Below are 26,812 nucleotides of genomic sequence, written 5' to 3'. Positions count from 1 at the left end.
CTCCTTAATCTTTACTTAACTCCCTTTGGAAGAAACACTGTGAAGATTGCCCCTCCTTCTTTGCCATTAATTACATCAATATTTCCGTTTAAGGCATCTACAATGCGTTTTACATTATATAGTCCATATCCTCTATTTTCACCTTTAGAAGAAAAGCCAACTGCAAAAAGTGTATCAAATTGTTCTTTTGATAACCCATTGCCACTATCAGTTACCTCTATAATAATTTCATTTCCGAGGTTTGTTATAGAAAATGAAACGTTTCTCTTATCTTGAAAAATGACTGATTCAAAAGCATTGTCAATTAAATTACCAATAATTGTGATGATCTCTGTAACTCCAATATGTTTTGGAAGAGGATCTACATAACTTTCCGGGTCTATTTCAAAATGAATCTTCATCTCTGACGCTCTTCCCAATTTACCTAATAATTTTGATATTAGGTAAATTATCCTGAATATGTTGATTAATGAAATGTTTTTCACTAATGTTTAACATATCTGATGCAGATATGTTAATCATTGTAATGAAGCCTCTTTCAATGTTTTGTTCATTTAATTCACAAAGGTTATAAAAAATTTAAATTTCATTTTTTTGAAATGAAAAAAGCACCCATTTTGGGCGCCTTTCAAGTTTTAATCCATAATAACTATTATTCTTATTCGATATCTATTGAATTATCCCACTTCTAACATAGTAAATTGAGCTTTGACCAATCCATAGTAAACACCCTGTTTTTCCATTAATTGCCCATGATTTCCTTGCTCCATAATACTACCATGATCCAAAACAATAATATTATCAGCCTCACGAATTGTTGAAAGTCGATGGGCAATCATTATTGCAGTTCTTCCACTCAGGAGGGTTTTCAATGCTTGTTGAATTTTCACTTCTGTTTCAGTATCAATACTTGCAGTTGCTTCATCAAGAATAATAATGGTTGGATCTGCAAGTAGTGCCCGAGCAAAAGAAATAAGTTGTCGTTCACCTACTGACAATACATTTCCTCTTTCCTCTACTTCTGTTAAGTAACCACTAGACAAACAGCATATGAAATCATCCGCACCAACTGCTTTCGCCGCATTTACCACTTGTTCGTCCGAAGCTGTTGGGCAACCGAATCGAATATTATCCATAATTGTGCCTGAAAAGATAAATGTATCTTGAAGAACAACACTGATACGTGATCTTAATTCACTGATTGGTAAATTTTTAATATTTATATCATCAATTTTTACACTTCCTCCAGTTGCATCGTAAAAACGACTAATTAAATTGGCGATTGTTGTTTTTCCAGAACCCGTATGGCCAACCAATGCAACTGTTTGCCCCGCTGGGATTGATATAGAGATCTTGTTGAGTGCTTTTCTAGAAGAATCATAGGCAAATTCCACTGATTCAAAATCAATTTTACCTTTCATACTCTTAAGGATGGTCGGATTATCCGAATCAGCAACATTCGGTTTTTCATCAATAAATTCAAAAATTCTTTCTGAAGAGGCCATTCCCATTAACAATTGATTATATACCTGGCCTAGTCTCGAAATTGGTTCCCAAAACATTCCTAAGTAAAAAGCAAAAGATACAAAAGTTCCAATTGTAATTGATTCATTAGCTATCAGGGTTGCTCCATAAGCAATTAAAATAGCTGTACCAATTGCGTTTGTCATTTCAACCATTGGTGTAAACATTGCATTGCGCTTCGTAGCATTTTGCCATGAGTGAAAATTCTCCGAGTTAACTCCATCAAAGTATTCAATGTTTTCTTTTTCTTGTGTAAATGATTGAGTCACTCGGATTCCCTGAATTGATTCATTCAGATGTGAATTCAGTTTTGATTGCTTTAATCGTACAGTTTGCCATGAACGACGTATTTTTTTTCGTAGACTGGTAGAAATGAAAAACATAAGCGGCACAATGACCATAATTGCTAATGTGAGTTGTGGACTTAGAGTAAACAAAAGTACTACAACCCCGATTAAGAGGATGAAATCCATTAACAGGTTGATTACCCCACTAGTAAATAGCTCCTGAAGGGAATTAATATCATTCATAATTCGAACTAGGATAGAACCTGCGGAACGCTGATCAAAAAATCTATGGGACAATGATTGAACATGAGTAAATATATGCTTTCTAATATCATAAATTACATTTTGGCCAAGCATGTTCATCCACCTGATTCGAAATGTGTTGGCTATGTAAGATACTAGATAGAGACAAGAAATTGTCGTAACTAAGATAATGAGAAGCTTGGTATCTTTATTTGCAATTGCATAATCTAGTGTATATTTTCCTATTAATATAGGTGCCACGAGACGGACCACTGCAGAAATGAGGACAGCAATAAATGCTGCTGGAAGTAATGTTCTGGAATACGGTTTCAAGTAACTTAGTAATCTCCACATTTGCTGCCAATTAAATGGTTTATCTATAACCGTTTCTGTGGAGTAATGAAATCTTTCCTTAATTTTTTCTTTTATATCTTTGTTTTCCATATCATCACCTACCCTGCTGTTGAGTGTAAAACAGCTTTTTGATCTTTATATTGAATATCATAGATTCGTTTGTAATAACCTTCTTGCTGCAGAAGCTTTTCATGAGTTCCTCTCTCAATAATTGAACCACTATCAAGAACAAGAATCTCATCAGCATGCTTCAAAGAAGAAATACGATGGGCAATGATAAATGTCGTCCGTCCCTTCATCACTTCTTTTAATGCTTGTTGAATATGGGACTCTGTCGTCATATCTACAGCACTAGTTGCATCATCTAAAATTAGAATGCGTGGATCCATGCAAATTGCTCTGGCAATTGCAATTCTTTGCTTTTGTCCTCCTGAAAGTTCTCGAGTCCTCTTTCACCTAACATCGTATCGTATCCGTCTTTCAGTTCCATAATGAAATCATGTGCCTGAGCACGTTTTGCTGCATCAATAATTTCATCTATCGTGGCATCTGGTCTTCCGTAAGCTATATTTGATTTAATTGTGGATGAAAATAAAAATGATTCTTGTAAAACCACTCCTATATTTGAGCGTAATGCTTTTAATGAATAATCACGTATATCTTCTCCATCAATTAAAATTTGACCACTTGTTGGTGTATAAAACCTTGTCATCAATTGAGTCAAACTTGTTTTTCCAGAACCAGTTGAACCAATTAACCCGATTGTTTTTCCCTTTGATGCCTGAAAAGTTAGTTGATGTAATGCCAGTGATTCTTCCTCTTTATAACGTAAACTTACATTAGAAAAGGTTACTTCTCCATTTATTTTAGTATCTGGAAGGATATTTTCTTGATCTCGAATGCTTTCCTCAGCCTCTAAAATTTCAAGTAGTCGCTCTCCGGATGCCTTCGATTGCGAAAATAAGTTAATCACAAATCCTAAGTGCATGATTGGGTTCATTAAATACCAAACTAAACTGAAGAAAGCAACAAGCTCACCAGGCTGCAGGCCTCCTTGAATAACAAGTACACTTCCGTATGCAAGCAATGCGACAACACATATATTTCCGATTAACTCCATGAGAGGGAAAAATTTCGCCCAAACAAATGATGTTGTTAATGATTTTTCTTTGTAATTGCCGTTTGCTCGGTTAAACTTTGATATTTCAAAATCCTCACGAGAAAGTGCCTTAACCGTTTGTATTCCACTAATATTTTCTTGCACATTCGTGTTTAGCTTTCCAAATGACTCACGAATGTTCCGAAAAGCTGGATGTACACGTTTATCAAAATGATACACAGCTACCGCTAGAAAAGGTAAAGCAGCGATCGTTACTAACGTTAACGGTACGGAATAAATAAACATAACTGTTAATGTTCCGCATATTAATAGTAAAAATCGAACAAGCTCAGAAAAACCGAACGATAAAAAGAAACGAAACCCTTCTACATCAGCAGTCAATCGGGACATTAAATCACCCGTTTTAGCATTATCATAGTAAATAAAAGGCAATCGCTGTAACTTTTCATATAAGGCATTCCTAAGTCTGTAAACTGACTGTATCCCAAACATATCTCCTAAATATTGATGAAAAAATGCAGATACCCCTTTTACCACCATCAATGATAAAAAACCAACCACAATCCATGGAATATACTCATATTGTTTCTTTAATACAATTTCATCGATTGTTAATTGCAAAACGATTGGATAAATCACGGTAATGGCTGTAATAAATATGACAAAAAACAATGACCATAAGAAATACTTTCTGTATGGCCAATAAAAGCTTTTTAACTTTTTAAACGTTTCCATACTTCCCCTCCCCTAAATTGCTTCCCATCACATTACCTATAAATATAACGTAATACGTTTAAATATATCGACAATCGAAATAATTATCCATATATTTGGCTTAATTTTCAAAAAATATATCCTTTGAAGGAATCTACCTCCTTCTAATGGACGAAAGGACTAATACATTTGAACGAAAAAAGATGCTTATTGGTTAGTAGATCTCAACTAACCAATAAGCATCTTTCTAAATAACACCTTATAATTTTGCCTCTTTAAGAACAGACTGTATAAATTTAGCCTTTGCCTCAGCATACTCATTTCCATTAGTCCATTCTATTTTCGATAATTTCTTTTTCAAGCTTTCATACTCTAAAAGATGCTCTTTCGATCGTATAAGAAAATCACGAAATAAAAGATGTTCCTCCCACCATTGACTATCTATAGGTACTGTATGTATATGAGCTATTCGATGTTGATGGGGAATCTCAATAAAATTTTCAGTCGTTAATACATGTGGATACAACTCAGAATAAACTTCTTTAACCACAATAAAAAACCGTCGAAACGGTAGCTGTTTATCATAGATTGATACATATACATAAGGGGATTGTGATAATGCATCAACAACCTTTTCAAGCTGAATTTCCTCTCTAACACCAATCATGATATCAATAATTGGTTTTGCTGATAAACCAATTATTGATGTACTTCCAATATGTTCAATCATTGGTTTAAGAAAACCTAGTTTAGATTGTAACATTTCCTTTTCAATCAGGTATTGTTGCGGCCATTTTGGATCATATTCTGACAATGAAACCTTCATATTCTTCTTCTCCTTCTAAACTTGTCTTATGTGAATATTCTTTATTAAGGACTGTTTTTAGTGTCCTCTTTAAAAGTAATGAATAGATTGGAGTTAATATCATGCTAAAACAATTTCTACAATTCGCCATAAGAGGGAATGCAATTGACCTAGCAGTAGGTGTAATTATCGGAACGGCTTTCGGAAAGATCGTTAGCTCATTAGTTGATGATCTTGTAATGCCAGTAATAGGTGTACTTTTAGGCGGCATAAATTTGAAAGATTTCTCTTTACCATTTGGAGCATCCGTTATTCAATATGGGTCATTCTTACAAACTGTACTTGAATTTTTAATCATTACTTATAGTATTTTCTTCTTCGTCCAACTATTTTATAAGCTCCGGAATATAGACAACGACAAGCCCTTTGGTCAAACTAAAACAAACACTGAACTTCTACTGGAAGAAATACGTGATTTGCTAAAAGAAAAAAAGGATGACGAATAAATGAATCAAATTGCCATTGGGAACTGAACTTCTTAATTTAAAATATTTTCTTTATTCCATCAGATTCATCAACTAGTCTCGTTATTTCATTATCCGTCATTAAGTATCCGTGACACTCCATTAAAGCTTTTTGGACCTCTTTCGTTAATCGGTCTAAATTATATGCACAAACACCGATTATATCCATTTCCGGCATTAACCTGTCTACTTCAAATTCAAATTCTTTCAATGTGCTATTAATATGCTTTTGAGTCGGCCATTCCACATGGCCCCAACACCTTATTTTTAAATTTTGATCAAAATAGGGATCTAATGTGTTAAAAAAGTAGTTTAGAATTGTTACTGTGTGGAAATTACCTGTGGAACAATAGAAATCAAAATTATTAATTTGGTGGACTCTCTTTATTTCATCTGCTTCTAACATATTTTTTAGTTTTTGTGATATTAAAAGGTTAATAGGCTCATTTTCAACAAACAAAACATATTCATTGTTCTTTATACCACTAATTATAAATTCAACAGCGTTTTGAACATAATCATCTAATTTCTCCGTAAAATACAGAATGTGGCCTCCACCATTTTCATTTAATTTATATGTAAATTCAGCCATATTTTTTATCATATATGTTATTTTCTCCTTAACTTCAAACTGTTTAATCTCTAGTTAGTCTCACATATAATAGTACAACAATTTCGTTGAAAAAGGTTATCAATTCTAAATAATATAACAAAATTAGTCATGATCATCCCGTGTGTTTAGCTTAAAATAAATGTTTTAAACATAATTATTAGAGGTGGACTAGCATTATTATTTTTTTCTATTTCTCTATTCGTCTGTACCGTTAATCTTGACTACGACCAAATTGTTGGTATTCTTGTTCTAGCAATTAACATCAAATATGGTAAACTAAGTATTATTTTTTAATAGGGATGTGAAGCTTTTGAAGAAATTTAAAATTGTGCTGCCTGTAATGATTATAGTGTTTATTTTTGCGATTAGAGTGCTTGACCAAAACTATGGTAGCATTATTTCCATACAAATCCGAACTTTGATTTCTTTAGGTGGGGCTTTTTTTCCGGCTTAATTACGTATTTTCTATTTCCCAGTAATGAAAACCAAAAAAATTGATAGTAGTTTCCAAACCCGTATATAGGGAACTGTTCATCTAACGTCTCATTAGAGCTTGATTCACTTACCATCAAGCTCTTTTCCAGTTAACATCATTCTGAAAAATTCACCATCTATGATCAGTGGCGGAAGGAATTGCTGAAACATAGAAATAACTCCCATAATGCCGGCTATATCTTTTGGAGAATAACATTGTGATAATAGAGATCTATTTATTGTAACTGGGAAAGGCATTTGATGTGCAAGATTAATTGATTGTTTCTTAAGTTGCGTTGATAATAGCTGATAAGAATCTGTCCCTATATATTCCTTTAAATGACTCCAGCTCTTTCTTAAAAATACAGGATATCTCCCTAATGCCCGGTAATCACTAGCAACGTCGTATGTATGGTGAGTTTTTGCTATATCTAATAAAAGACCTTTCACTTCTTTAGGCGCACTTTCTATCTTTATAAGATTAATCTTCGGAAGACCAGGCAAGATTCCCGGTTGAATATACCCACTTATTTGATTTCCTCCGTGAATTGTTCTATTGGATAAACTCTCTGACCAAGCAGATGCAATGATTAATAATTTACTATTCACATAATTAAATGTAAAAATGATCTTTTTTATTTTTTCGATGGTAGCTTGGTCGTAATGGTTTGACCAATTAATCGTCGGCATATCAACACCAAGCTTTGGATTTCTTATTTCTGAAGCTGCATTTTCCATATTTGAAGTTAGCATGCTTGGTCGCACTTGACTCCAGGCTAGTTGTAAAAATGCTTCATAAAGCGCAGTTGTTCTAAATATAAAGTTTACAATTGGCACCTTAAGTACATATTGAATATCCTGATACAAATAAGATAAATTTCCCTTTACGTTCTCTTCAAAAATTTCTGGCACTCCATATTTGTCACTTTTCATACAACTCCCTCCCTCTTACATTATTGTTATTCACTGTATCCGGAACTTAAACCACACATCTTTTTGCACAAAATAACCTTTATCTTAAAAACTTAAAAAGCCAGCTGCAACTTCAGCTGACTTTTTAATATTTGCTTATACTTTAAAGCGATCAATAATTGATTGAAGTTCTTCAGCCATTCCAGTTAAAGCTTTTGAGGCTGCTGTGATTTCCTCCATTGAAGCAAGTTGTTGCTCAGTTGTAGCCGCTACTTCTTCAGATGTTGCTGAACTTTCTTTTGCAATAATAGCAAGCTCATTGGCTGATGCTGTAACTTCTTGAATAGCTGCTGTTATTTGCTGTACAGTTGCTGAAACCTCTTCAATTTGCGGAGTCATAGTGTTCATTCTATTCAATATCGAATCAAATTTTTCAGATGTTTCTGTTGATATTGATAAACCCTGCTCTGCATTTTTAGATACCTCACTCATTACCTGTACGGAATGATTTGTGTCTTGCTGTATAGATGAAATTAGTGTAGAAATCTGACCAGCTGATTGTTGAGATTGTTCTGCTAATTTGCGCACTTCATCTGCTACTACTGCAAATCCTTTTCCATGTTCACCAGCTCTTGCTGCCTCAATTGCGGCATTTAATGCAAGTAAATTTGTTTGATTAGCAATTTCAGAAATGGCATCTAGGATCTTTCCGATTTCCTGTGATCTGTTGGATAATGATTGAATGACTTTATTTGATTCTGTCACGGAGGCATGAATAAACTTCATTTGCTCCAAGCTATCTTTAACAAATTTCCCTCCAACTTCTGCCTCACTTACAGTTGCTTGTGCTAAATCAGAAACATTTGATGAGCTAGATGAAATCCTTAGAATTCCTTGTAGTACTTCATCTAATGCAGCATTATTTGCATCAATTTTAAGTGTTTGGCTTTCGGCTCCACTAGCTACCTGTTGGATTGATTCTGTTACTTGTTTAGTTCCAGCTGTCGATTGGTCTGCACTAGCAATCAACTCTTCAGAAGAGGAACTCACTCTTTCTGATGCTGTTTGAAGACTTACAACCACTGCACGTAAATTTTCGACCATTTTGTTAAAGCTCTTGGACAATTGTCCTACTTCATCATTAGAACTAATGTTAATATCAACCGCTAAATCTCCATTAGCAATTTTTTCTGAAGAAGCAACTAACATACGAATTGGTTGTAAAATAGAACGTATAATAACAAAAATAACGATAGCTCCGAGAATAGAGGATACTAGTACTACAGCTAATGTTTTTAAAAATATTCCTCGAGCGGCTTCTGAGATTTCACTAGTATACATCGTACCAGCAATCTTCCAGCCTGTTAGTTCATTTGTAATAAAATCCATTTCCTTCGCTTTACCATCTATAGTATAGGAAAATTCACCAGTATTACTTTTAAATAAATTTCCTACCCAATCACCTGTTACCTTTTCACCTTGCTTAGAAGGATGAATTAAGTATGTTTGAGTTTCATCAACAATTGTTACGTAGTACCTCTCTGCCCCAACCTTCACTACACTTATCATATCTTTTAGTACATTTAAGTTCACATCAACAGCCACTACACCTGAACCATCATTTAAAACTTTAGCAAACGTTACTGATGTTTCATTTGTATTAGCATCGATATACGGATCTGTAATAACAACTTCTCCTTTATTCTCCATTGCCAACGTATACCAAGGACGATCACGCGGGTCATAATCATCAGGAAGTTGAAGTGTTGGTGAAACAATCATTTCACCCGTATCAGTTCCAATATAAATCGCTTGTGCTCCAGGTTTTGTTTCAATATATTGATTAAATTTCAATTTAATTTTCGAAATTTCCTCGATATCAATTTTTGCATTAGCCGTTTTTGCTGTCTGAGCAAAATATTCAATGTCCTTTTCTATAGGAATTAGCTGTGAATTCATAGAGGAATCAATTAGTTGCACACTTTCCTTAGCTGTTTGAAGCATGCTATCTTGTAATTCAGATTTTGCAGATTGATAAGAAATAAATCCTATAGCAAGACTTGGTACTAATAAAATACATGCGAAGGCAATGATTAATTTTTTTCTAATCGTGAGATTTCTGTCAAAACCTTTTAATACATTATTCTTTAAAACATGACGGATTTTCATGATGTTCTTTCTCCCTTTCTCGCCTCTATTACTCTCTGTGTAAAATAATAAAACTGCCCAAATGATAAAAATAAGGACAGCTCACTTACAAATTCAATGCTAATCATATCTGCAACTGGCTGGCATAAGATGATAAGCCCCTTTAGTTTTGCGTCCCATTTTTTCAAATGGTTTGCCCATTTTTATATTATATACAAATAATTTCGGCAATTCTGTCTAAAAATTTAGTAGTACTATCATACTACTTATAATGTAATTTGGCTATCTTTTCAAGATAAATCATTATATTCTGAAACTTTCCTCATATAAAGAAAGAGCTATCATTTTGATAACCCTTTTCATTAAACCATTGTATAACGTTCATATAAATCCTTTAAAGATTCACACCCTAATCTTTTAAGCTTATTAACATAAATACTCCATAACAGAGCAGTCAACTTGGCATCCTCCAGAGCATGATGACGACCAATAATCGGTATCCCATTATGTTTGCAGCATTCTTCAAGAGTAATAAGCTTTAGTTCAGGCTCTGCGATTCGGTACAGGAAGGACATATCTACAAGACGGTGCTTAAATGGTGCCCGGTAAAGCTTCCAAGAGGCATGCTGTAAAAACATCTTTTCATGGTTTGCATGATGAGCAACAAGTGTATAGTCCTGGGCAAACCGAAAAAATTCAAACAAGGTTTCGGATAACAGTGGAGCAGTTGTTAATTGCTCGTTTGTTAGACCTGTCAAAGAACTAATTTCATTGGAAATTGGTTTTTCTGAGCGAACAAGTGAGTAAAAGGTTTCCTCTTCTTTAATTTCATCTCCCTTTACTTTAATTGCACCTATTGAAATAATTTGGTCTCCTTGATCAGGATAAAAACCTGTTGTTTCGATATCAAAAACAATGACGTTTAATTCAGTAAGAGGAATATTTAATGTCTCCTCCACCCTCATTTCACGTTGTAATTGTCTAAGGTAGGCTACTTGTTGCTGTGATTGGCCAGATTGAGAGCCACCAAGCTTACCTCTCATAAAAAAAAACGGGTCAAATGTCATTCTAAACACCCTTTATCTATGATCCCCTGCACATATTGATGCAGTTTTTTACCATCTTTTAAGATTGATTTTATCTCTCTTTTTTCTTCCTTGGTCATTTTCTTAATGTTTAAATAATGCACATCATCATAACTTTCAGCACTTGCAAATAATAGTCTTCGGTATTCAAGGAGCTTTTCAAAATTCTTTTTATAATAAAGCATTTCTTGTCGATAAGGATCTTTTTTACTAAGGATGGTAATTCTTTCGAGAGTAGAGGTTTCAATTACTCCCTCTTTCATTGCTAGTAACCTAACTGCATTAACATACGGTAAAAAAGCTGCTTTTTTTAGATCAATACATCCTTCATACTGGCCACTTTGTTCTACATAGATTTGTCCTAATGGACCAACAGAATGTTTAATATGTTGAATATTATCCATAAATCGCTGTAAAAGCTTAGGATTTGTATTTCGATATTCAAAGATTGTATTTTTTAAGTCCTTTATAAAGGCATCATTTCCAACTAAGCTTCTACAGTCATAAAAGATCTGTAAAAATCGAATGGATTCCCAGCTCTTTTCATCCATCCAATGAATTAGCTGCTTTTCCCAGTCATCTAATGATTTACACCACAAAGGATTTGAGCTCATAACGTTTCCTTCACAATACGGATATCCGATTAAATGAAGTCCTTTTGACAATTCTTCTCCAAGGGCAGAGAAATACTTGCTTGCACGTTCTGATTTTTCTTTGTAAACTAAGCCATGATCTTGATCGCTAATGATACCTTGTTCAATTCGTCCACCACTCCCAGTAATAAACCATGTAAAATCACAAGGTGGAGCCCCAAAGTTCCTTTCAAGATGAAAGAGTGCTACTTTACTAGCACTCTTCATCATCTCATCATGAAATTTATTTAACTCTATTGTATTTGATCCATAATTGTGGATATGATTGTCTTTCCACTTTTTAATTGATTCATAGGAATCAAATGCACCGTGCATGAGAGACACTTCCTCACGTTTATTCAATATGAGCGTATCTAACCATTTATGTTGTTTATGAGCCAACATTCTGATTCTTTGAAGCAAACACTTCTGGGTAACCATAGCTTCCGTGTTCACTCATATCTAATCCCATTACTTCCTCTTCTTCTGTTACACGAAGACCATTCATTACTTTCTTAGCAATTGCTAAGATAACAAAAGATACAATGAATGCATAAAGACCAGATACTGCTACACCCATAAATTGTACGCCAAGTTGATCAAATCCGCCACCATAGAATAAACCAGGCTTACCAACAGATGCTAGTTCTGGTGTTGCAAAGAAGCCTGTTGATAAAGTTCCCCATACACCAGCAACACCGTGTACAGATAAAGCAAAGATTGGATCGTCAATTTTTCTCTTTTCAAAGAATCTTGCACTATAGAATACTAAAATACCAGCTATAAAACCAATGACGACTGCTGCCCAAGTATCAACGAATGCACATGATGCTGTAATAGCAACTAAACCTGCTAAAGCACCGTTTAACATTGTTGGAACATCTGATTTCCCTAAAACCATCCAAGAAATAAGAAGTGCTGCAACTGCACCTGCTCCAGCAGCTAAGTTCGTGTTTAAAGCAACAAATCCGAAGAAACCTTCATCAACTGCTACAGTACTACCTGCATTAAATCCGAACCAACCTACCCAAAGGATAAGAACACCTAAAGCTGTGAATACTTGGTTATGACCTTGAATGTTATTAGCTGAGCCATCTTTATTGTATTTTCCAATACGAGGTTTTAATAAAATTGTTGCTGCAAATGCTGCCATAGCACCTGTTAAGTGAACAACTGTTGATCCGGCAAAGTCTTGTTTACCATGTTCTGCTAACCAACCGCCACCCCAAATCCAATGAGCAATAACCGGATAAATAAGAGCTGAGAATAAGATAGTAAAAACTAGATAAATTGATAATTTAGCACGTTCTGCAAATCCACCTAAAGCAATTGTAATTGAGATACAGGCAAATGCACATTGGAAAACAAAGAATACTGCTGTGGATAATCCCATTCCTTCTGCTTGTGCTCCTGAATAGAAGAAATCAGATAACCCGACAAAGAAATTACCATTTCCACCAAAAGTAAATGCATACCCTACCGCCCAGTAAACTAATGAAGCAAGGCCGACCGTGAAAATTGTCTTACCTGCAATATGACCTGCATTTTTCATTCTTGTTGACCCTGCTTCAAGTAGAATAAATCCTCCTAGCATAAAAATAACTAATATTGCACTTAACATGACCCACAAGCTGTTCATTAAAAACATTGAATCCATGTCATTTCCTCCCTTGTTTGTTTAGTTTACACTAGATGTAAGAAAATATAACATCTGTTTCTTATTTACTATTCTATACGATATTTTCAAAGTGTCAACACGTTTTGCAAAGTTTCTGATAATTGTGTGTGAGAATATCTAACATAGGTGATTTGGAACATGATTTTATACAGCTTTTAAAATGAAATTTTTTTACTAACAATAAAAAGAGCACCTCAAGTTCATGAGATGCTCAATAAAAACAATTAAATCTAACGTGATTTTCCAGTCTTTAATTCTAAATTAAAGTCCTTTAAAATGGAGAATGACATTGCTATCAAAACAAACGTTAACGGAAATGCACTAACAATAATCGCTGTTTGCATTGCATTTAAACCACCAGACAGCATTAGAACAACAGCTGATGCGGATAGGAAAAATCCCCAAACAATCTTTACAATATTCGGTGGATTAAGGCTTCCATGTGCAGTCTGCATACCTAATACAAATGTTGCCGAGTCTGCAGATGTAATAAAAAACGTGGTAATCAACATTAATGTCACAACAATTAACAAACCTGTTAATGGTAACTGCTGATACACAAAGAAAATCACTGTTTCCAAGCTTTGACCACTCACATTTAATCCTTTAAAGAATTCAAAATAAATACCAGTTCCACCGAATACCGCAAACCAAAACGCACAAACAAGTGTTGGAATAACTAATACAGCAACCATAAATTCACGAACAGTTCTTCCTTTAGAAACACGGGCAATAAACGTTCCTACAAAAGGAGCCCATGCAATCCACCATGCCCAATAAAAGATTGTCCAACCCTGGATCCAAGAAGCACTTTCTTCATTAAACGGTGCGAGTCTTAAACCCATACTAGGTAAGTTTTGAATATAGCTCCCAAGGGTTGTTGTAAAAAGATCTAACACAAATCTTGTTGGGGCAAGAACCAAGAATACAATTAAAAGGATAACAGCTAGAGCCATATTTGCATTACTTAAATATTTTATCCCTTTTTGTATCCCCGTACTTGCAGATAAGATAAACAATACTGTAACAATTGAAATGATGATTAACTGAACCGTAAAATTATTTGGAATTCCGGCAATATAACTCAATCCGCTGTTAATTTGTGCAGCTCCTAAACCTAAAGAAGCAGCTACACCAAATATTGTAGCAAAAACAGCTACTACATCTATAATGGTTCCTATTACACCTGTTGCTCTCCTGCCAAGTAAAGGAGTTAATGTTACACTCATCAAACCTGGCTCTTTTTTTCTGAATTTATAATAAGCGAGCACTAATGCAATAACTGCATAGATTGCCCAAGCATGAAATCCCCAATGTAAATATGTGTATCGCAGCGCTACTTTTGCAGCCTCACCAGTTCCCCCTTCACCAATTGGAGGATTAGCAAAGTGAGATACAGGCTCAGACACTCCGAAAAACAAAAGCCCAATTCCCATACCAGCACTGAATAGCATAGCAAACCATGTAGATCGTTTAAATTCCGGTTTATCATCATCAGCGCCTAATTTAATTTTCCCATACTTGCTAAAAATTAGGAATATGGCAAAGATTAAAAAGAAGGTTGCCGATAACTGATAAAACCAACCAAAGCTACTAAGAAAAAAGCTTTAGTTCTATCCATTACAGCTCCAAGATGTGCAGGAGCAACCACTCCCCATCCAACGAATATTGAAGCGATGACGATTGAAATCCAAAAAACTTTTGACACCTTTTCCATAAATCGTTCTCCTTTTCGGTTAAAATCATGCTAATCGTGTAGTTAACATGCTGACTTTTTAGCAGATGAGATATTCACAATAAAGACATGTTTGACCGTAACATAAATACACCTATTCACTAGCATTCTCTAAAGAATGAGAATTACCATAAAAATAGTTACTTTTTTAGAAATACTGATTGCCGCATTTTTAATAATCCAAGTTATTTTAACTACCTGCATATCTACAAATTTACTCTTTAACACTATAGAACTTATGTTCAGCGTGAATCTCATTTGTGATTGTTAAAATTCCATATGAATAGTGACTTTGTCTCCTTTTGTCAGTGGCAGAACCCGGATTAAATAAAAGAATACCATTTACTACCTTTTTAAAGGGAATATGAGAGTGACCAAATAAAATACAATCAACGTTATGATCTTTAAAAGCTGCAATAGCACGTTTCTCTGTTGTTTGAGACTTTCCATGTCCATGTACTATTCCGATTTTCTTACCACCTGAGTGTTATTATTTTATTTTCAGGTAAAACGTTCATTAAGTCCTGGCTATCGACATTTCCGAAAACACCGTCAAGTGTTCCAAACTTTGAAAGTTCTTCATACACCTCAATTGTTTGCCAATCTCCAACATGTATAATACGATCCACTTCCTTACACACTGTTTTAATAATAGATGGAAGTTTTTTTGCACGTTTGGGTATATGTGTGTCTCCAAGAACCAAGATTTTCAAAGGACCACCCCTAATTTGGATTATCATAAAGAAAAGGCTATAATATTAATGCTCTAGAAGTTTGACTTAGGTACATATTTTCACACCATTAAATGAGATTATTCAAGAATAGGAAGAGGTAAGATTTAAATGAAAATCATTGAATCAACAATTGAAAAATTAGATGACCCATTCGGCATTCTTTCCGGAGATCGTTACGAGATTTTCCTTACATTAGATGTAGATGAGGAGGATGAGTTGTTTAGTGAACACGGAATTAAACTTAAATTAATATTTGCCGTTTACCAAGATCAATACAATATTGCACAATATGATTTCATTGAGATGACAACAGAAAAATTTTTAGATTTCGGTCTTGAAGAAGATGAAGAAAAAGAAATTGTTGCACATTGTTTGGAGCTTGTTTCAACACTATAAAAAAAGGACGACTGCATTTAGTCGTCCTTTTCCTCTATACCGCTTCTTTGTCTCGAAAAATCTTCTTCTTTATAAAAGAAAATTTGTGTATTGGCTCTTTTTGTACAATTAAAATGAGTTGAAAAATCAGCAAAAATAATAAGGACTTTTTATAAACTAAATAACGAGGTGACCAATCGGTGGCAAATTTAGCTTTATACCTACGCAAAGCCCTTAAAATTATAAAATTTACATCCATTCAAAAAGGCATATCGGGCTATTTTCTCTTGAAAAGGTGAGTTATTGTCAACGCCCACATTTGATAATGGGGACATTCCAAGACTACATGATGTATAACCCATTTCTTTTGCCCAAAGAATCGTTGATACAAACACCATATCCATGGCACCTCTACTATCATTTCGATATCTCATTATATCAATACTTAATGTTTCTTCTTTTTGGTAATCAGATGGCAGACTTGCAAAGGCAATTAAACGTCCATTTGGATCACGAAAGAGCGATACCGGAAAATAACTAATATATTCCTCGGAGAATGAACTTACAGAAAAACCTTTTTCTTTTCGATCATTCAACCATTCATTTGAAACAGATTTCATTTCTTCTAAAAGACTGGAACAGAACGGTGGATGAGCAACCGAAAAGATATATCCGTCTTTTGTAAATTTATTTTTAATATTTCGGATATTGCCGAACTTTTTCCCTTCAATTACAAAGCTTTTAAGATTCACTTTAGCTTCTTCTCCGACTTTAAACACTCGGTAACCGTGTTTTTCATAAAATGAAATATATTTTTCACTTGCCTGATAGAAGACCGGTGTTAATTTTCTTTTAGATGCATAAGAAAAAAACTCATTTAAACCTTCTTCAATTTTCCCCTTATCACCAAACGGATCACCAAGGATAAAAAGTCTTCTTCCCTTTTTTCTATACGAAATTAGGACAGAACCCCCCTGCGCTTGAAACACCTGTTTATCCTCTAATAGGAGAAGATGCGAAAGGGTGGTCCCACCATATTTTTTCATAACAGACAGAATGAAAGAACTACTAAAAACATTCTCACTTATTGGTTGTTGGTTAGAATATAAATAAATGACTGCAATACTAATGAAGAAAAATAGTAAAAATATAATAGCGCTCATCAATTACCCTAATCCCCCTTTTCTCTCTATACAAGATAACACATCTCACACCGTGAGAAAATATATTTAAAATATCAGTTTATTCTAGCATAGTTTTCTTATAATCGGAGAACGTAAAAATATACTTATTGTGAAAGTTCTATCGCCATATGATGACTGTAATACAACCCCTTCAACCAATTATGAAGGAAAAAACAAAAGGGATTTTCTTGGATTTAACGTAAAACTTTCATAAAAAGGATTTTATCAAATACAAGTGGAGTTGATAATATGAATGTAAATCGCGCAAAAGAAATCTCAAGTATGGGTGAAATGGTGAATGTTCAATTTGAAGGAGAATCCATCTACATACAATCTGTGAACGAAGAGCAAGAAACTGCACGTATCTTTCCGATAAACAACCCTCAAGCAGAAAAAAACGTACCAGTTGTTCGTTTAACCGAACTATAAGTTATGACTAAAAAAGTCTAGGAAATGAAAAACAAGCGTAAGTCTTTTTAAAAAGACTCACCCATTCTATAAGTTTACCCCTAACAAAAATGGACTAACAAGAGATTGTTAGTCCGTTAATAACTCAAAACCTTCTCAATTATTAGTATTGAAGTAAGTAAATACATCGTTACCTTCTACAACTTCTATAAATCCGAAACCTTTTTCTGAATTAAGCATTTTTACACTACAAATTGTTTTCAAAAGTAGTACCTCCAAAGATTTTTTAATACAGGTTTACTCGTACCGGAAATAAATCAAATTCACATATTATAGAGAATATCAATGGTTGATATAGATATTCTTTATAATATGTGAATGAAGCAGCTCCATATTTCGTTAGTTATAATAAAAAATAGTCTATATTTTATTTATAAAAATTGCTGAATTTTCAAAACAACGAAAGCCTACCTCTCTTTCGTCCTTACGGCTCCTAGTCCGCGCCAGTGTGAATTGATTAACATCTACTTTTTGCTAATTTGATCACTCACACAACACTAAAATATCAAAGGTTTTCAAGCACTAAATTCTATAATAACCTTTTTTCCTATAACTGTCAAATCACCAGTAACATCAATGTGCTTTCTTATTCATCCATTGAACAATCAATAACATGATCGAGGATATAAGGATCATCGACAATACCCATAACCATGCAAGGTCCATTTTCCCACTATCTATCGCAATATAAATGGCAGTTGAAACTGTTTGCGTTTTTCCTGGTATATTTCCCGCAAACATAAGAGTTGCCCCAAATTCACCTAACGCTCTAGTAAAACTTAAAACGAAACCAGTAAAAATATATTTTATTGTTAACGGAAGGGAGACAAGAAAAAAACTCCTCTTTCACCAGCTCCGTCTACACGTGCAGCATTTTCAATATCGGTGTCAACATGTTCAAATCCAGCTTTTGTGACTTGATACATAAGGGGAAAAGCCACAACCGCAGCAGCAATAACCCCCGCCCACCAAGTGAAAATAATGGTTTCATTAAAAATGTTCTCAATCACTCGACCTATAGGACTGTTCATTCCAAATATAATGATCAAGAAAAAGCCAATAACAGAAGGCGGCAAAACCAGTGGTAAAATCAATACTGTTTCAACTAACATTTTTCCTTTAAATGAAGATTTTGCCATAAACCTGCCTATTAAAGTACCCATTAATAGAACAAAAACACTGGCAATTAAAGCAGTTCTCACTGATAGGAAAATAGGATCCCAAAATTCATATGTCATAATTTATTCCCCATTTAATACACATCTTGTCTATAGTGATTCCTAAACTGATGGTGTCATCCACCACTAACAGGTGGTATAAACGCAACAGTATCTCCTGCCTGTACAAGATCTTCTTCAAGTGCATATTCTTCATTTACAGCAACCATAACATTTTCAAGTGACCCTACTTCATACGTTTGACTAACAAAATCTCTTAATTCTTTAACCGTTAGTGAGTTTTTTTCAATAACAATATTGTCCGTTCCAATTTTTTCTTGTAAGTGAGCAAATAAAAGTACTTTAATCATGTTTATCCTCCAATGGCTTTCCACTTGGATATGGTGTTTTTTCTAATTGATCACCAATCCATGCTTCGCCGTTTTCCCATATTTCTTTTTTCCAGATTGGGACAATTTGTTTAATTCGTTCTATTGCATATTCATTTGCTTCATACGCATCTTTACGATGTGGTGTTGAAACCGCAATAACAACAGCAATATCAGAAATCTCTAATTTTCCAATCCTGTGTGTAATCGCTACTTTTGAATTCTCCCATTTTTCATTTATTTCTTGACCTATTTGAGCAAGCATTTTCACAGCCATTTTTTCATAAGCTTGATATTCTAATGATAATGTTCGTTTACCGTATGTAAATTCCCTTACCGTTCCAATAAACGTTGTTACTGCGCCCGCTTCCCTGCGTATTACCTTATTTGTCATTTCTTTTACTGAAATTGGATTTGTTACAATCTCAAACATTGGAATTGTCAATATATTCACCTGCTTTAGTATTTATTAACCAGTTTATACACTCATACATGTTAGAATAAATCCTGAATTTTCCGCTGTAAATTTTCGGTAAAGGAAAGCCAGCTAGAATACAACAAACATTTTCAAGCTTATCTAACAGGTCAATATCTTCTTCTCCTCGAAGTAGAACAACTTTCGGATATCGTTCAAATTTAAAACCCTCAACTAATATCACGTCTAGTTCAAACATATTATATAATATAATCATTTGTGTGAGAGTTAAACTTAACTTGTCTGTAGACAAAATAAACGATCCATTGCCTTCAACAAGTGAAACATGGGCTCCTGCTTGACGATGCTTTCCTGTATCTTTTTGTTGATCATGATGAAGGGATGCTCCCCCATGTCCATGATGCTTAATTGTGCCTACTTTTAAATGCGCTTCTACACAAGCTTTAATATATTCCGTTACAAATGTCGTTTTTCCACTATTTTGAAACCCGACTACTTGAAGGATTCTGCCCAAGGTTGTTCACTTCCTGTTTGATCTTCAATTAAAAGGACATCAACTGTATCTCCTGCTTTATATCCTCTTGTTCCTCCTGGTAAAACAATAAAAGCATTTGCTTCAGCAAGTGATGTAACGACATTGGATTTGTCTAATCCAACTGGTGTAGCTAGTACCTGCCCATTTTCCATTGAGATAACCCCTCTAACAAAGCGAGTGAAAGGATTTGGCTTTGGAAAATCCTCTCCTAAGGTTGCAGTAACCTTTTGAAGATGCGGATGATTTGAGTTTAAAAAGATCCGAACAATAGGACGTACAAATAACTCAAAACCAACGTAACATGCAGACGGGTTGCCTGACAGTCCAAATAATAATTTTCCATTCAACTCAGCTACTGTTGTTACACTTCCTGGTCTCATCGCTACTTTATTGAAAAGAACATTTGCACCTAAACGTTTATAAATTTCAGGCAAATAATCATAGTCACCAACGGAAACTCCCCCCGTTGTAATCAAGAAATCTACCTTTTCTAAGGCACTTGCGATCGCATCATAGCATTTTTCAAGATCATCAACAAGTTTCCCCAGAAAAACAGGTGCAATCCGCTTCGTCTAGCTTGAGCTTCAATCATATATGAATTACTATTTCTTATTTTACCAGGAACAAGCGGCTCCCCAACATTTAGTAATTCACTACCTGTAGCAATAATTCCAATTTTAGGCTTTTTTACTACAGAAACCTTTTCATAGCCGAATGTTGCTAGCAATGCTATAACACCAGGGGTTATATATGTACCTTTTTTTACTAATACGCTACCTTCTGGTGTATCTTCTCCTTTGAATGACACATTGTCTCCCTTTTTAAAAGGTCGTTTAATCGACATAAAAGACTTATTATCTTGTTGAAACATTTTCGTTAATTCCAACATAACAACCGCATCACTTCCTACCGGCATTTGTGCACCAGTCATAATACGAATTGCCTGCATCCTACCTAGTGTATAATCACTAACACTTCCTGCACCAATCTCATCAATTACTTCAAATTCAATAGGATGATCACTTTGAGCATGTATAGTATCGATAGATCTTATCGCGTAACCATCATATGGAGAACGATCAAAAGGTGGTACAGGATGATCTGCAATAAGATCCTCTGCCAAAAAACGACCATAGCTTTCTTGAAGTGTTACCTTTTCACCCTTACCAACTACAGAATACTCCATTACTTGATTAATTGCTTCTTTTACAGCCAAAGGCTTTCTTTTTTCTATCATCATTTCCACTCCGGTAAATAAAATAGTAAGTTTAATCAGATTCTGCTATTTTATCATTTTTTAGAATTTCAACATAATCATTTGGTGAGTTTATGTTACTAAATATTTTAGATTCTACACCTAATTGATGTTGTAAGACATAATAAACTGGGACCTTTTCAAACAATGACATCATCTTTAGCTCATTGTTTAATAGCTGCTTCTCTACAACAGACTGTATTGAATAGTGATAGATTCCTATTAACGGATGAAGTTCGCCATTTATTTTAGGGATAATTATTTTTGCACCTTCACTTCTATATGTTAGGAGTGTTGATAACACTTTATCTGTTATTAAAGGAATATCACAGGAAAGAAACACAAACCATTCAGCTTTTTCATCTTTCATTGCAGTATAAATTCCAGCAAGCGGTCCTTTCCCCTGTACTATTGGATCATCATACAAAACTTTTATATTCGTTTGTTTTTTGAATTTTTCTATTAAGCTAGGGTGACTTATAATTGCTTGGCTTTCTGTCGAACTTTTGAGTGCTTGTAAGGAATATTCCCAAAATTCCTTACCTTTGTATGTAGCAAATGCTTTTGGACTTCCGAATCTACGTGATTGACCTCCAGCGAGTAAAACACCTAATGTTTCAATCAACTCTTACCCACCCCTTTATAAAAATCTTTACTAATGATTCAAACAAAAAAGTCAGCTACCTTCATGGTAACCGACCAGGTTAAAATAATCTAATATCTTACTCTGCAAATGATTCTAATTCAGCTAGAACACGATTCACCCGTTTTTCTAGCATTTTCATTCCGCTGCCACCAGCTTGAAAATGTCGAAGCTTTCCTTCCCTGTCGAAAACATAATAGGCAGGAACATATTGATTTTCTAAAGTATCTGTTAGTATATGCTCATTATCAACAAAGATTGACTGAGTGATATCATGCTCAGCTGCAACTTTTTTTATTTCATCAATATTTAAATCATCCTCAGAACGAGGCATATGAACAGCTAAAACGTTTAATTTCTTAGAATATTGATCGCGGAATTCATTCACAGCAGGCATTGCTTCTTTACACAAGTGACAGCTAATTGACCAAAAATGGATCAGAGTCGGCTTATCTCCAACCAAATCCTCTCTTGATACTTGGCCATTGAGCCATTTCGTTGCACCGTTTAACTCAGGCATCGGTTCACGTAATTTCATTTTGTACCCCCCAAGCATATTGGAAATTGAAAGTAATGATTATTATACCCGGGATCATAGAGTTGATTGACCTGGTTTCCAGTTAGCCGGGCAAAGTCCACCTGTTTGAAGAGCTTGTAATACACGTAGTGTTTCATCAACATCACGGCCAATATTGTTATGGTTAACAACAGCATATTGAGTTTCACCTTCTGGATTAATAATAAACAACCCACGAAGTGCAATACCTTCTTCTTCAATTAACACACCATAATCGCGGGAAACAGAATGGTTCGTATCAGCTGCTAATGGATAGTTTAAATCTCCCAAACCATTATCTTTACGATCAGTCTTAATCCATGCCAGATGGGTATGAATCGTATCTGTTGAAACACCAATTACTTTAGCATCCAAATCTTCAAACTCTTCATATCGATCAGATAGGGACGTTATTTCTGTAGGACAGACAAAAGTAAAGTCCATTGGATAAAAGAAAAGTACAGTCCATTTGTCATTTTTCATATTTTCCTCTAAACTAACTTTTCCAAATTCTTTGTCATCCATTACTGCATCCATCTCAAATCGAGGTGCTTGTTTTCCCACCATACGTTCACCCATATTTTATACCTCCGAAAAAACCATATTTTTAAAAATTCAACTATTATGTAATCTTGCGTTACAGTTAATTTACACTCATTAGGGTTATAGTTTTTACCACTATCATTATTGTCACGATTTAAGAATTTCATGCAAAAGCGCATTGATTGCTTTCTAAAAGACCATATCATTTTAGTCAAAATAAGCTAAATTCCTTCATTTTTACACAAAATATGTTTAACATAGTAGAAGTAGGGTATAAATAACTTGTTCTTTCTTTCAAAAATTAGAGCGTAATAACAGGTTGCGTGCAGTATTGAAAGGACCTCTATTTCGAGAAAGGATGTTGTACAATGGATTGGTTCGAGGAAATTGATTGGTCATCATTAATGACTGAAGCAGGAATTATTATTTTAAAACTTATAGGAATTATCATTGCTTTTCTAATCATAAAAGCAATCGGAAACAAAATTATTCGAAGAATGTTTCAACGTTTACAAGAACGTGACAATATTTCATCAGGTCGAGCTTTAACTCTCCAAAGTCTTTCACTAAATGTGTTTTCATATGTGTTAGTTTTCATTTTTGTTGTCATGATTTTTGAGGTATTTAACTATAATGCATCTGCATTAATTGCTGGTGCAGGTGTTGTTGGGCTAGCAATTGGTTTTGGTGCACAAGGATTAGTTAGTGATGTCGTAACCGGATTCTTTCTGTTACTAGAAAAGCAAATTGATGTAGAAGATTATGTTACTGTAGCTGGTTTTGACGGTGTTGTTGAACAAGTAGGGTTACGAACAACTCAAATTAGAGGATTTGATGGGACACTTCATTATGTTCCAAACCGTGAAATCACAAATGTAAGTAACCATTCTCGTGGAAATATGAGAGCATTAATAGATATTGGAATCTCTTATGATGATAATATTGATAAAGCCATTACTGTTTTACAAGATGTATGTGACAAATTTGCAGCTGAGGATAACACTGTTGTAGAGGGGCCAAACGTACTCGGTGTCCAAGCATTAGGTGCATCTGACGTTGTCATTCGTGTGCTTGCAAAGACTGAAAACATGCAGCAATGGGGCTGTTGAACGTAAATTACGTAAAGCAATGAAAGAGGCTCTAGACGCAAACGGAATCGAAATTCCATTTCCACATCAAGTATATGTTGAGAAAAAGAGTCAGTAATATTTAGAGTAAAGAAGGGTATCCTAATTTTTTTAGGTACCCTTTTTATGTTCTTACATTATTAACTAATCTTAAAGAGGGCAAGTGATACAGATGAAAAACGAATCTAATCACTTGCCACATAGCTTTTACTAACGGTTGATTTTGCTTTCAACTTGCTGACAGATTTCATCAGCAGACATACCGCTTGCCTGAATAACAGATCCAGCTGTCACTACATTACTAATTCCCATTACGTTAGAATCCTGTCCTGTAATGACACAGCAGTCACAACCTTTTGCATCATTTTCATTTTTTAATTGGACAACGTCATAGCCTTTTTCTTGTAAAGCAGAAGTTACATCAGATAGTGATTGTTCTACACCGATTTTTGCCATAATTTATCCACCTCCTACATGTATTGTGTACATGGTTGGATAAAATATACTTTAATTCTTTTTCGTTTTTTAACTATATAACTCAACCTTGTCTATTTTGACATTTAAAAACCCAATCATTATGATTGGGTTGCTTTGAACGAAATATATTTACTCATAACATTTACTGCAACATCAATTGCTGCTTCATCTGGTTGAAGTTTTGCATGATGTAATCCGTATGATGAATTAACCCCAAGCCAAAACATGAATCCGGAAACTTGATCAACCATATAACCAAAATCTTCACCAGTCATTGCTTCTGAACACTCATTTACATGGTAAGACGTATTTTTAGATATATAATCCATAAATTCTGTTGTTAGTGCTTCATCATTAAAGACTTGATGATACATAGATCCATAATCAATTTTGGCTTGACATGAATATCCAATTTCTGTTCCTTTTACGATTGCTTCAATTCTTTCCTTTACCCTATCCATTGATTCAACTGAAAGCGTTCGAATGGTTCCTTCCAATCTAGCATTTTCAGCTATAATGTTCTGGACTGTTCCACCAGTTATTTTTCCAATCGTAATAACTGCACTATCTAATGGATCGACATTACGAGCAACGATTGATTGCAGCTGAGTAACAAGCGAGCAAGCCGCAACAACCATATCATTTGTTGTATGAGGATATGCAGCGTGTCCACCTTTTCCTTTGAGATCTATGAACAATTCGGAGGTATTAGCAAAAAGCAAACCAGGTTTTGTCGCAATTGTACCTACTGGAAGCTCAGGAGAAATATGAAGTGCAGTAATAATGTCCGGTCTCCATTCTTGGGCAATTTCACTATTTAACATTGGTTCCGCTCCACCAGGACCCTCTTCTGCTGGCTGAAATAAAAACAAAACAGAATCAGAAATAGGATTTTCAATAAAATGCATAAGAATTCCGATTGCAATTGTCATGTGCAAATCATGTCCACATGCATGCATAAAACCAGGATGTTCAGATTGGAAATCATAATCGGTTTCCTCAGTTATTGGCAAGCCATCAATATCCGCTCGGTAGCCAATTGTTTTCTTAGGGTTCGTCCCTTTTACTAACGCAAAAATTCCTGTTTTCCATGTTCTTACTTCCAAACGGTCTTGTGGCAGCTTATTTAATAAATCTAGTAAATATTGCTGTGTTTTGAATTCCTGGAAACCAATCTCTGGGATACGATGAAGATCCCTGCGAATTTGAATGAGATGTTCTTTCCCCAATACGACCATTCCTCTCTATACTTAAGGCGCGGATCATGATCCACGCCTTTTGTTCTTATAGCTGTCTTAATTCTTGCATTATTTCAGTTTTTGATTTTGTGCTATCGTCAATATCTTTAATTTTACGAGCAGGAGCACCGTAAACAACTGTGTAAGGCTCAACATCTTTCGTTACGATTGAACCTGCACCAACAACGGAACCTTTACCAACTGTTACACCCTCAAGTACAACAACATTAGCTCCAATCATAACATCGTCTTCAATAACAACTGGTTTTGCAGAAGGTGGCTCAATAACACCCGCTAATACAGATCCAGCACCGATATGACAGTTTTTACCTACAGTCGCACGACCACCAAGTGTAGCATTCATATCAATCATTGTCCCTTCACCAATAACAGAACCGATATTGATTGAAGCCCCCATCATAATAACCGCATTATCACCAATTTCAACTTGATCACGAATGATTGCGCCAGGCTCAATACGTGCTTTAATACCTTTAAGATCAAGTAAAGGAATTGCAGAATTACGTCGATCGTTTTCTACAACATAATCCTCAATATTATCTTTGTTATTTTCTAACGCTTCTTGAATTTCTGCCCACTCTCCGAAAACTACACCAGTGTTTCCAGTAATAAATGTTTTCGCAGAATCACCAAAGTTTACACCTTCAAGATTTCCTTTTACGTAAACTTTTACAGGTGTTGATTTTGTACTGTTTTGTATAAATGAGATAATCTCATTTGCATCCATCATTTTCATATGTATATCCTCCTTGTACATTTCAGTCATTCTTTACTGTATCAAAGGATTCATCGGTTGACAAGCCATCTGCTAAATTTGTCATGTAGA

General features: G+C 34.7%; 25 protein-coding genes, 5 pseudogenes and 1 riboswitch. Of the genes and pseudogenes, 5 read left to right on the top strand and 25 right to left on the bottom strand.

Annotation, left to right across the window (positions count from 1 at the left end; genetic code table 11):
• Window positions 1–11: 11 nt before the first annotated feature.
• From MVE64_RS22505 to MVE64_RS22490, 4 genes and pseudogenes are all read right to left on the bottom strand, one after another.
• Window positions 12–401: a sensor histidine kinase gene (locus MVE64_RS22505; RefSeq protein ID WP_247341427.1), complete on the bottom strand. Its 390-nt coding sequence runs from the start codon at window positions 399–401 to the stop codon at window positions 12–14.
• A 276-nt stretch (window positions 402–677) separates the two neighbouring features.
• Window positions 678–2,498, bottom strand: coding sequence for an ABC transporter ATP-binding protein (locus MVE64_RS22500; protein ID WP_247341425.1), 1,821 nt, complete (start codon window positions 2,496–2,498; stop codon window positions 678–680).
• Window positions 2,499–2,506: 8 nt separating this feature from the next.
• Window positions 2,507–4,263: pseudogene (locus MVE64_RS22495) on the bottom strand (ABC transporter ATP-binding protein).
• Window positions 4,264–4,501: 238 nt separating this feature from the next.
• The gene (locus MVE64_RS22490; protein ID WP_247341424.1) at window positions 4,502–5,068 is read right to left on the bottom strand and encodes a GrpB family protein; all 567 of its coding nucleotides are present in this window, start codon (window positions 5,066–5,068) and stop codon (window positions 4,502–4,504) included.
• Window positions 5,069–5,169: 101 nt separating this feature from the next.
• Between MVE64_RS22490 and mscL the strand changes: the two genes are divergently transcribed.
• A complete protein-coding gene (mscL, locus tag MVE64_RS22485) occupies window positions 5,170–5,553 on the top strand; it encodes a large conductance mechanosensitive channel protein MscL (RefSeq protein ID WP_247341422.1) in 384 nt (127 codons plus the stop codon).
• A gap of 37 nt (window positions 5,554–5,590) precedes the next feature.
• Here the strand turns inward: mscL and MVE64_RS22480 are convergent, their stop codons facing one another.
• Complete coding sequence (locus tag MVE64_RS22480; RefSeq protein WP_247341421.1) at window positions 5,591–6,175, bottom strand: MEDS domain-containing protein; 585 nt, start codon at window positions 6,173–6,175, stop codon at window positions 5,591–5,593.
• Window positions 6,176–6,494: 319 nt separating this feature from the next.
• Between MVE64_RS22480 and MVE64_RS22475 the strand changes: the two genes are divergently transcribed.
• Window positions 6,495–6,638, top strand: coding sequence for a hypothetical protein (locus tag MVE64_RS22475; RefSeq protein ID WP_247341419.1), 144 nt, complete (start codon window positions 6,495–6,497; stop codon window positions 6,636–6,638).
• Window positions 6,639–6,742: 104 nt separating this feature from the next.
• Here the strand turns inward: MVE64_RS22475 and MVE64_RS22470 are convergent, their stop codons facing one another.
• From MVE64_RS22470 to MVE64_RS27950, 8 genes and pseudogenes are all read right to left on the bottom strand, one after another.
• Window positions 6,743–7,591: a halocarboxylic acid dehydrogenase DehI family protein gene (locus tag MVE64_RS22470; protein WP_247341417.1), complete on the bottom strand. Its 849-nt coding sequence runs from the start codon at window positions 7,589–7,591 to the stop codon at window positions 6,743–6,745.
• Window positions 7,592–7,726: 135 nt separating this feature from the next.
• Entirely contained in the window at window positions 7,727–9,739 is a 2,013-nt protein-coding gene (locus tag MVE64_RS22465; RefSeq protein WP_247341415.1) for a HAMP domain-containing methyl-accepting chemotaxis protein, read from the bottom strand.
• Between the two features lie 107 nt (window positions 9,740–9,846).
• Window positions 9,847–9,926: riboswitch (cyclic di-GMP riboswitch) on the bottom strand.
• 154 nt (window positions 9,927–10,080) lie between these two features.
• A complete protein-coding gene (locus MVE64_RS22460; RefSeq protein WP_247341414.1) occupies window positions 10,081–10,785 on the bottom strand; it encodes an exonuclease domain-containing protein in 705 nt (234 codons plus the stop codon).
• Window positions 10,782–11,771 carry a DUF294 nucleotidyltransferase-like domain-containing protein gene (locus MVE64_RS22455; RefSeq protein WP_247341412.1) on the bottom strand — a complete coding sequence of 330 codons (990 nt, stop codon included), beginning with the start codon at window positions 11,769–11,771 and terminating at the stop codon, window positions 10,782–10,784. The genes MVE64_RS22460 and MVE64_RS22455 overlap by 4 nt, the downstream gene beginning before the upstream one ends.
• 55 nt (window positions 11,772–11,826) lie before the next feature.
• Window positions 11,827–13,092, bottom strand: coding sequence for an ammonium transporter (locus MVE64_RS22450; protein ID WP_247341410.1), 1,266 nt, complete (start codon window positions 13,090–13,092; stop codon window positions 11,827–11,829).
• Between the two features lie 251 nt (window positions 13,093–13,343).
• Window positions 13,344–14,830: pseudogene (locus tag MVE64_RS22445) on the bottom strand (glycine betaine uptake BCCT transporter).
• A gap of 232 nt (window positions 14,831–15,062) precedes the next feature.
• Complete coding sequence (locus MVE64_RS27955; protein ID WP_345740843.1) at window positions 15,063–15,311, bottom strand: metallophosphoesterase family protein; 249 nt, start codon at window positions 15,309–15,311, stop codon at window positions 15,063–15,065.
• 10 nt (window positions 15,312–15,321) lie between these two features.
• Window positions 15,322–15,561 (bottom strand): metallophosphoesterase family protein, encoded by a 240-nt coding sequence (locus tag MVE64_RS27950; RefSeq protein WP_345740714.1) that lies wholly within the window; start codon window positions 15,559–15,561, stop codon window positions 15,322–15,324.
• A gap of 129 nt (window positions 15,562–15,690) precedes the next feature.
• Here MVE64_RS27950 and MVE64_RS22435 point away from each other — a divergent pair, with 129 nt between their 5' ends.
• The gene (locus tag MVE64_RS22435) at window positions 15,691–15,978 is read left to right on the top strand and encodes a DUF6509 family protein (protein WP_247341408.1); all 288 of its coding nucleotides are present in this window, start codon (window positions 15,691–15,693) and stop codon (window positions 15,976–15,978) included.
• A 200-nt stretch (window positions 15,979–16,178) separates the two neighbouring features.
• Here the strand turns inward: MVE64_RS22435 and MVE64_RS22430 are convergent, their stop codons facing one another.
• Window positions 16,179–17,120 (bottom strand): phosphatidylglycerol lysyltransferase domain-containing protein, encoded by a 942-nt coding sequence (locus MVE64_RS22430; RefSeq protein WP_247341406.1) that lies wholly within the window; start codon window positions 17,118–17,120, stop codon window positions 16,179–16,181.
• Window positions 17,121–17,390: 270 nt separating this feature from the next.
• Here MVE64_RS22430 and MVE64_RS22425 point away from each other — a divergent pair, with 270 nt between their 5' ends.
• The gene (locus MVE64_RS22425) at window positions 17,391–17,570 is read left to right on the top strand and encodes an H-type small acid-soluble spore protein (RefSeq protein ID WP_247341404.1); all 180 of its coding nucleotides are present in this window, start codon (window positions 17,391–17,393) and stop codon (window positions 17,568–17,570) included.
• Window positions 17,571–18,182: 612 nt separating this feature from the next.
• On the opposite strand, the pseudogene modB reads toward MVE64_RS22425, so the two are convergent.
• The 8 genes and pseudogenes from modB to MVE64_RS22380 all read right to left on the bottom strand — a co-directional run bounded on the left by modB (window position 18,183) and on the right by MVE64_RS22380 (window position 23,159).
• A pseudogene (gene modB / locus MVE64_RS22415) lies at window positions 18,183–18,847 on the bottom strand (molybdate ABC transporter permease subunit).
• A gap of 56 nt (window positions 18,848–18,903) precedes the next feature.
• The gene (moaD, locus tag MVE64_RS22410; protein WP_098798032.1) at window positions 18,904–19,137 is read right to left on the bottom strand and encodes a molybdopterin converting factor subunit 1; all 234 of its coding nucleotides are present in this window, start codon (window positions 19,135–19,137) and stop codon (window positions 18,904–18,906) included.
• The gene (locus MVE64_RS22405) at window positions 19,130–19,588 is read right to left on the bottom strand and encodes a molybdenum cofactor biosynthesis protein MoaE (protein ID WP_379050394.1); all 459 of its coding nucleotides are present in this window, start codon (window positions 19,586–19,588) and stop codon (window positions 19,130–19,132) included. Before MVE64_RS22405 ends, moaD begins: the two co-directional genes overlap by 8 nt.
• Window positions 19,581–20,105 carry a molybdopterin-guanine dinucleotide biosynthesis protein B gene (gene mobB, locus MVE64_RS22400; RefSeq protein ID WP_247341401.1) on the bottom strand — a complete coding sequence of 175 codons (525 nt, stop codon included), beginning with the start codon at window positions 20,103–20,105 and terminating at the stop codon, window positions 19,581–19,583. Before mobB ends, MVE64_RS22405 begins: the two co-directional genes overlap by 8 nt.
• Window positions 20,084–21,363: pseudogene (locus MVE64_RS22395) on the bottom strand (molybdopterin molybdotransferase MoeA). The gene mobB and the pseudogene MVE64_RS22395 overlap by 22 nt, the downstream one beginning before the upstream one ends.
• A gap of 31 nt (window positions 21,364–21,394) precedes the next feature.
• A complete protein-coding gene (locus MVE64_RS22390; protein ID WP_247341399.1) occupies window positions 21,395–22,006 on the bottom strand; it encodes a molybdenum cofactor guanylyltransferase in 612 nt (203 codons plus the stop codon).
• 97 nt (window positions 22,007–22,103) lie between these two features.
• Window positions 22,104–22,562, bottom strand: a complete 459-nt coding sequence (locus tag MVE64_RS22385) for a TlpA family protein disulfide reductase (RefSeq protein WP_247341397.1) — start codon at window positions 22,560–22,562, stop codon at window positions 22,104–22,106.
• A 54-nt stretch (window positions 22,563–22,616) separates the two neighbouring features.
• A complete protein-coding gene (locus MVE64_RS22380) occupies window positions 22,617–23,159 on the bottom strand; it encodes a peroxiredoxin (protein WP_247341395.1) in 543 nt (180 codons plus the stop codon).
• Window positions 23,160–23,491: 332 nt separating this feature from the next.
• On the opposite strand from MVE64_RS22380, the pseudogene MVE64_RS22375 reads away from it, so the two are divergent.
• Window positions 23,492–24,329: pseudogene (locus MVE64_RS22375) on the top strand (mechanosensitive ion channel family protein).
• Between the two features lie 131 nt (window positions 24,330–24,460).
• Here the strand turns inward: MVE64_RS22375 and MVE64_RS22370 are convergent.
• The 3 genes from MVE64_RS22370 to dapD all read right to left on the bottom strand — a co-directional run bounded on the left by MVE64_RS22370 (window position 24,461) and on the right by dapD (window position 26,722).
• Window positions 24,461–24,706, bottom strand: a complete 246-nt coding sequence (locus MVE64_RS22370) for a YkuS family protein (RefSeq protein ID WP_098798024.1) — start codon at window positions 24,704–24,706, stop codon at window positions 24,461–24,463.
• Window positions 24,707–24,825: 119 nt separating this feature from the next.
• Window positions 24,826–25,956, bottom strand: coding sequence for an N-acetyldiaminopimelate deacetylase (locus tag MVE64_RS22365; RefSeq protein ID WP_247341393.1), 1,131 nt, complete (start codon window positions 25,954–25,956; stop codon window positions 24,826–24,828).
• A 55-nt stretch (window positions 25,957–26,011) separates the two neighbouring features.
• On the bottom strand, window positions 26,012–26,722 hold the full coding sequence (dapD, locus tag MVE64_RS22360) for a 2,3,4,5-tetrahydropyridine-2,6-dicarboxylate N-acetyltransferase (RefSeq protein WP_247341391.1): 711 nt from the start codon (window positions 26,720–26,722) through the stop codon (window positions 26,012–26,014).
• Between the last annotated feature and the right edge of the window lie 90 nt (window positions 26,723–26,812).

The organism is Metabacillus endolithicus (genome assembly GCF_023078335.1).
GTDB classification, from domain to species: domain Bacteria; phylum Bacillota; class Bacilli; order Bacillales; family Bacillaceae; genus Metabacillus; species Metabacillus endolithicus.
The sequence above is the reverse complement of the archived record's forward strand: the minus strand, read 5'-3'. Positions and strand labels throughout refer to the sequence as shown.

Coding starts and splice junctions, on each gene's coding strand:
- MVE64_RS22505 (WP_247341427.1), bottom strand. CDS start 401: ATGAAGATTCATTTTGAAATAGACCCGGAAAGTTATGTAGATCCTCTT.
- MVE64_RS22500 (WP_247341425.1), bottom strand. CDS start 2,498: ATGGAAAACAAAGATATAAAAGAAAAAATTAAGGAAAGATTTCATTAC.
- MVE64_RS22490 (WP_247341424.1), bottom strand. CDS start 5,068: ATGAAGGTTTCATTGTCAGAATATGATCCAAAATGGCCGCAACAATAC.
- mscL (WP_247341422.1), top strand. CDS start 5,170: ATGCTAAAACAATTTCTACAATTCGCCATAAGAGGGAATGCAATTGAC.
- MVE64_RS22480 (WP_247341421.1), bottom strand. CDS start 6,175: ATGATAAAAAATATGGCTGAATTTACATATAAATTAAATGAAAATGGT.
- MVE64_RS22470 (WP_247341417.1), bottom strand. CDS start 7,591: ATGAAAAGTGACAAATATGGAGTGCCAGAAATTTTTGAAGAGAACGTA.
- MVE64_RS22465 (WP_247341415.1), bottom strand. CDS start 9,739: ATGAAAATCCGTCATGTTTTAAAGAATAATGTATTAAAAGGTTTTGAC.
- MVE64_RS22460 (WP_247341414.1), bottom strand. CDS start 10,785: ATGACATTTGACCCGTTTTTTTTTATGAGAGGTAAGCTTGGTGGCTCT.
- MVE64_RS22455 (WP_247341412.1), bottom strand. CDS start 11,771: ATGCACGGTGCATTTGATTCCTATGAATCAATTAAAAAGTGGAAAGAC.
- MVE64_RS22450 (WP_247341410.1), bottom strand. CDS start 13,092: ATGGATTCAATGTTTTTAATGAACAGCTTGTGGGTCATGTTAAGTGCA.
- MVE64_RS22435 (WP_247341408.1), top strand. CDS start 15,691: ATGAAAATCATTGAATCAACAATTGAAAAATTAGATGACCCATTCGGC.
- MVE64_RS22430 (WP_247341406.1), bottom strand. CDS start 17,120: ATGAGCGCTATTATATTTTTACTATTTTTCTTCATTAGTATTGCAGTC.
- MVE64_RS22425 (WP_247341404.1), top strand. CDS start 17,391: ATGAATGTAAATCGCGCAAAAGAAATCTCAAGTATGGGTGAAATGGTG.
- moaD (WP_098798032.1), bottom strand. CDS start 19,137: ATGATTAAAGTACTTTTATTTGCTCACTTACAAGAAAAAATTGGAACG.
- MVE64_RS22405 (WP_379050394.1), bottom strand. CDS start 19,588: ATGTTTGAGATTGTAACAAATCCAATTTCAGTAAAAGAAATGACAAAT.
- MVE64_RS22385 (WP_247341397.1), bottom strand. CDS start 22,562: ATGAAATTACGTGAACCGATGCCTGAGTTAAACGGTGCAACGAAATGG.
- MVE64_RS22380 (WP_247341395.1), bottom strand. CDS start 23,159: ATGGGTGAACGTATGGTGGGAAAACAAGCACCTCGATTTGAGATGGAT.
- MVE64_RS22370 (WP_098798024.1), bottom strand. CDS start 24,706: ATGGCAAAAATCGGTGTAGAACAATCACTATCTGATGTAACTTCTGCT.
- dapD (WP_247341391.1), bottom strand. CDS start 26,722: ATGAAAATGATGGATGCAAATGAGATTATCTCATTTATACAAAACAGT.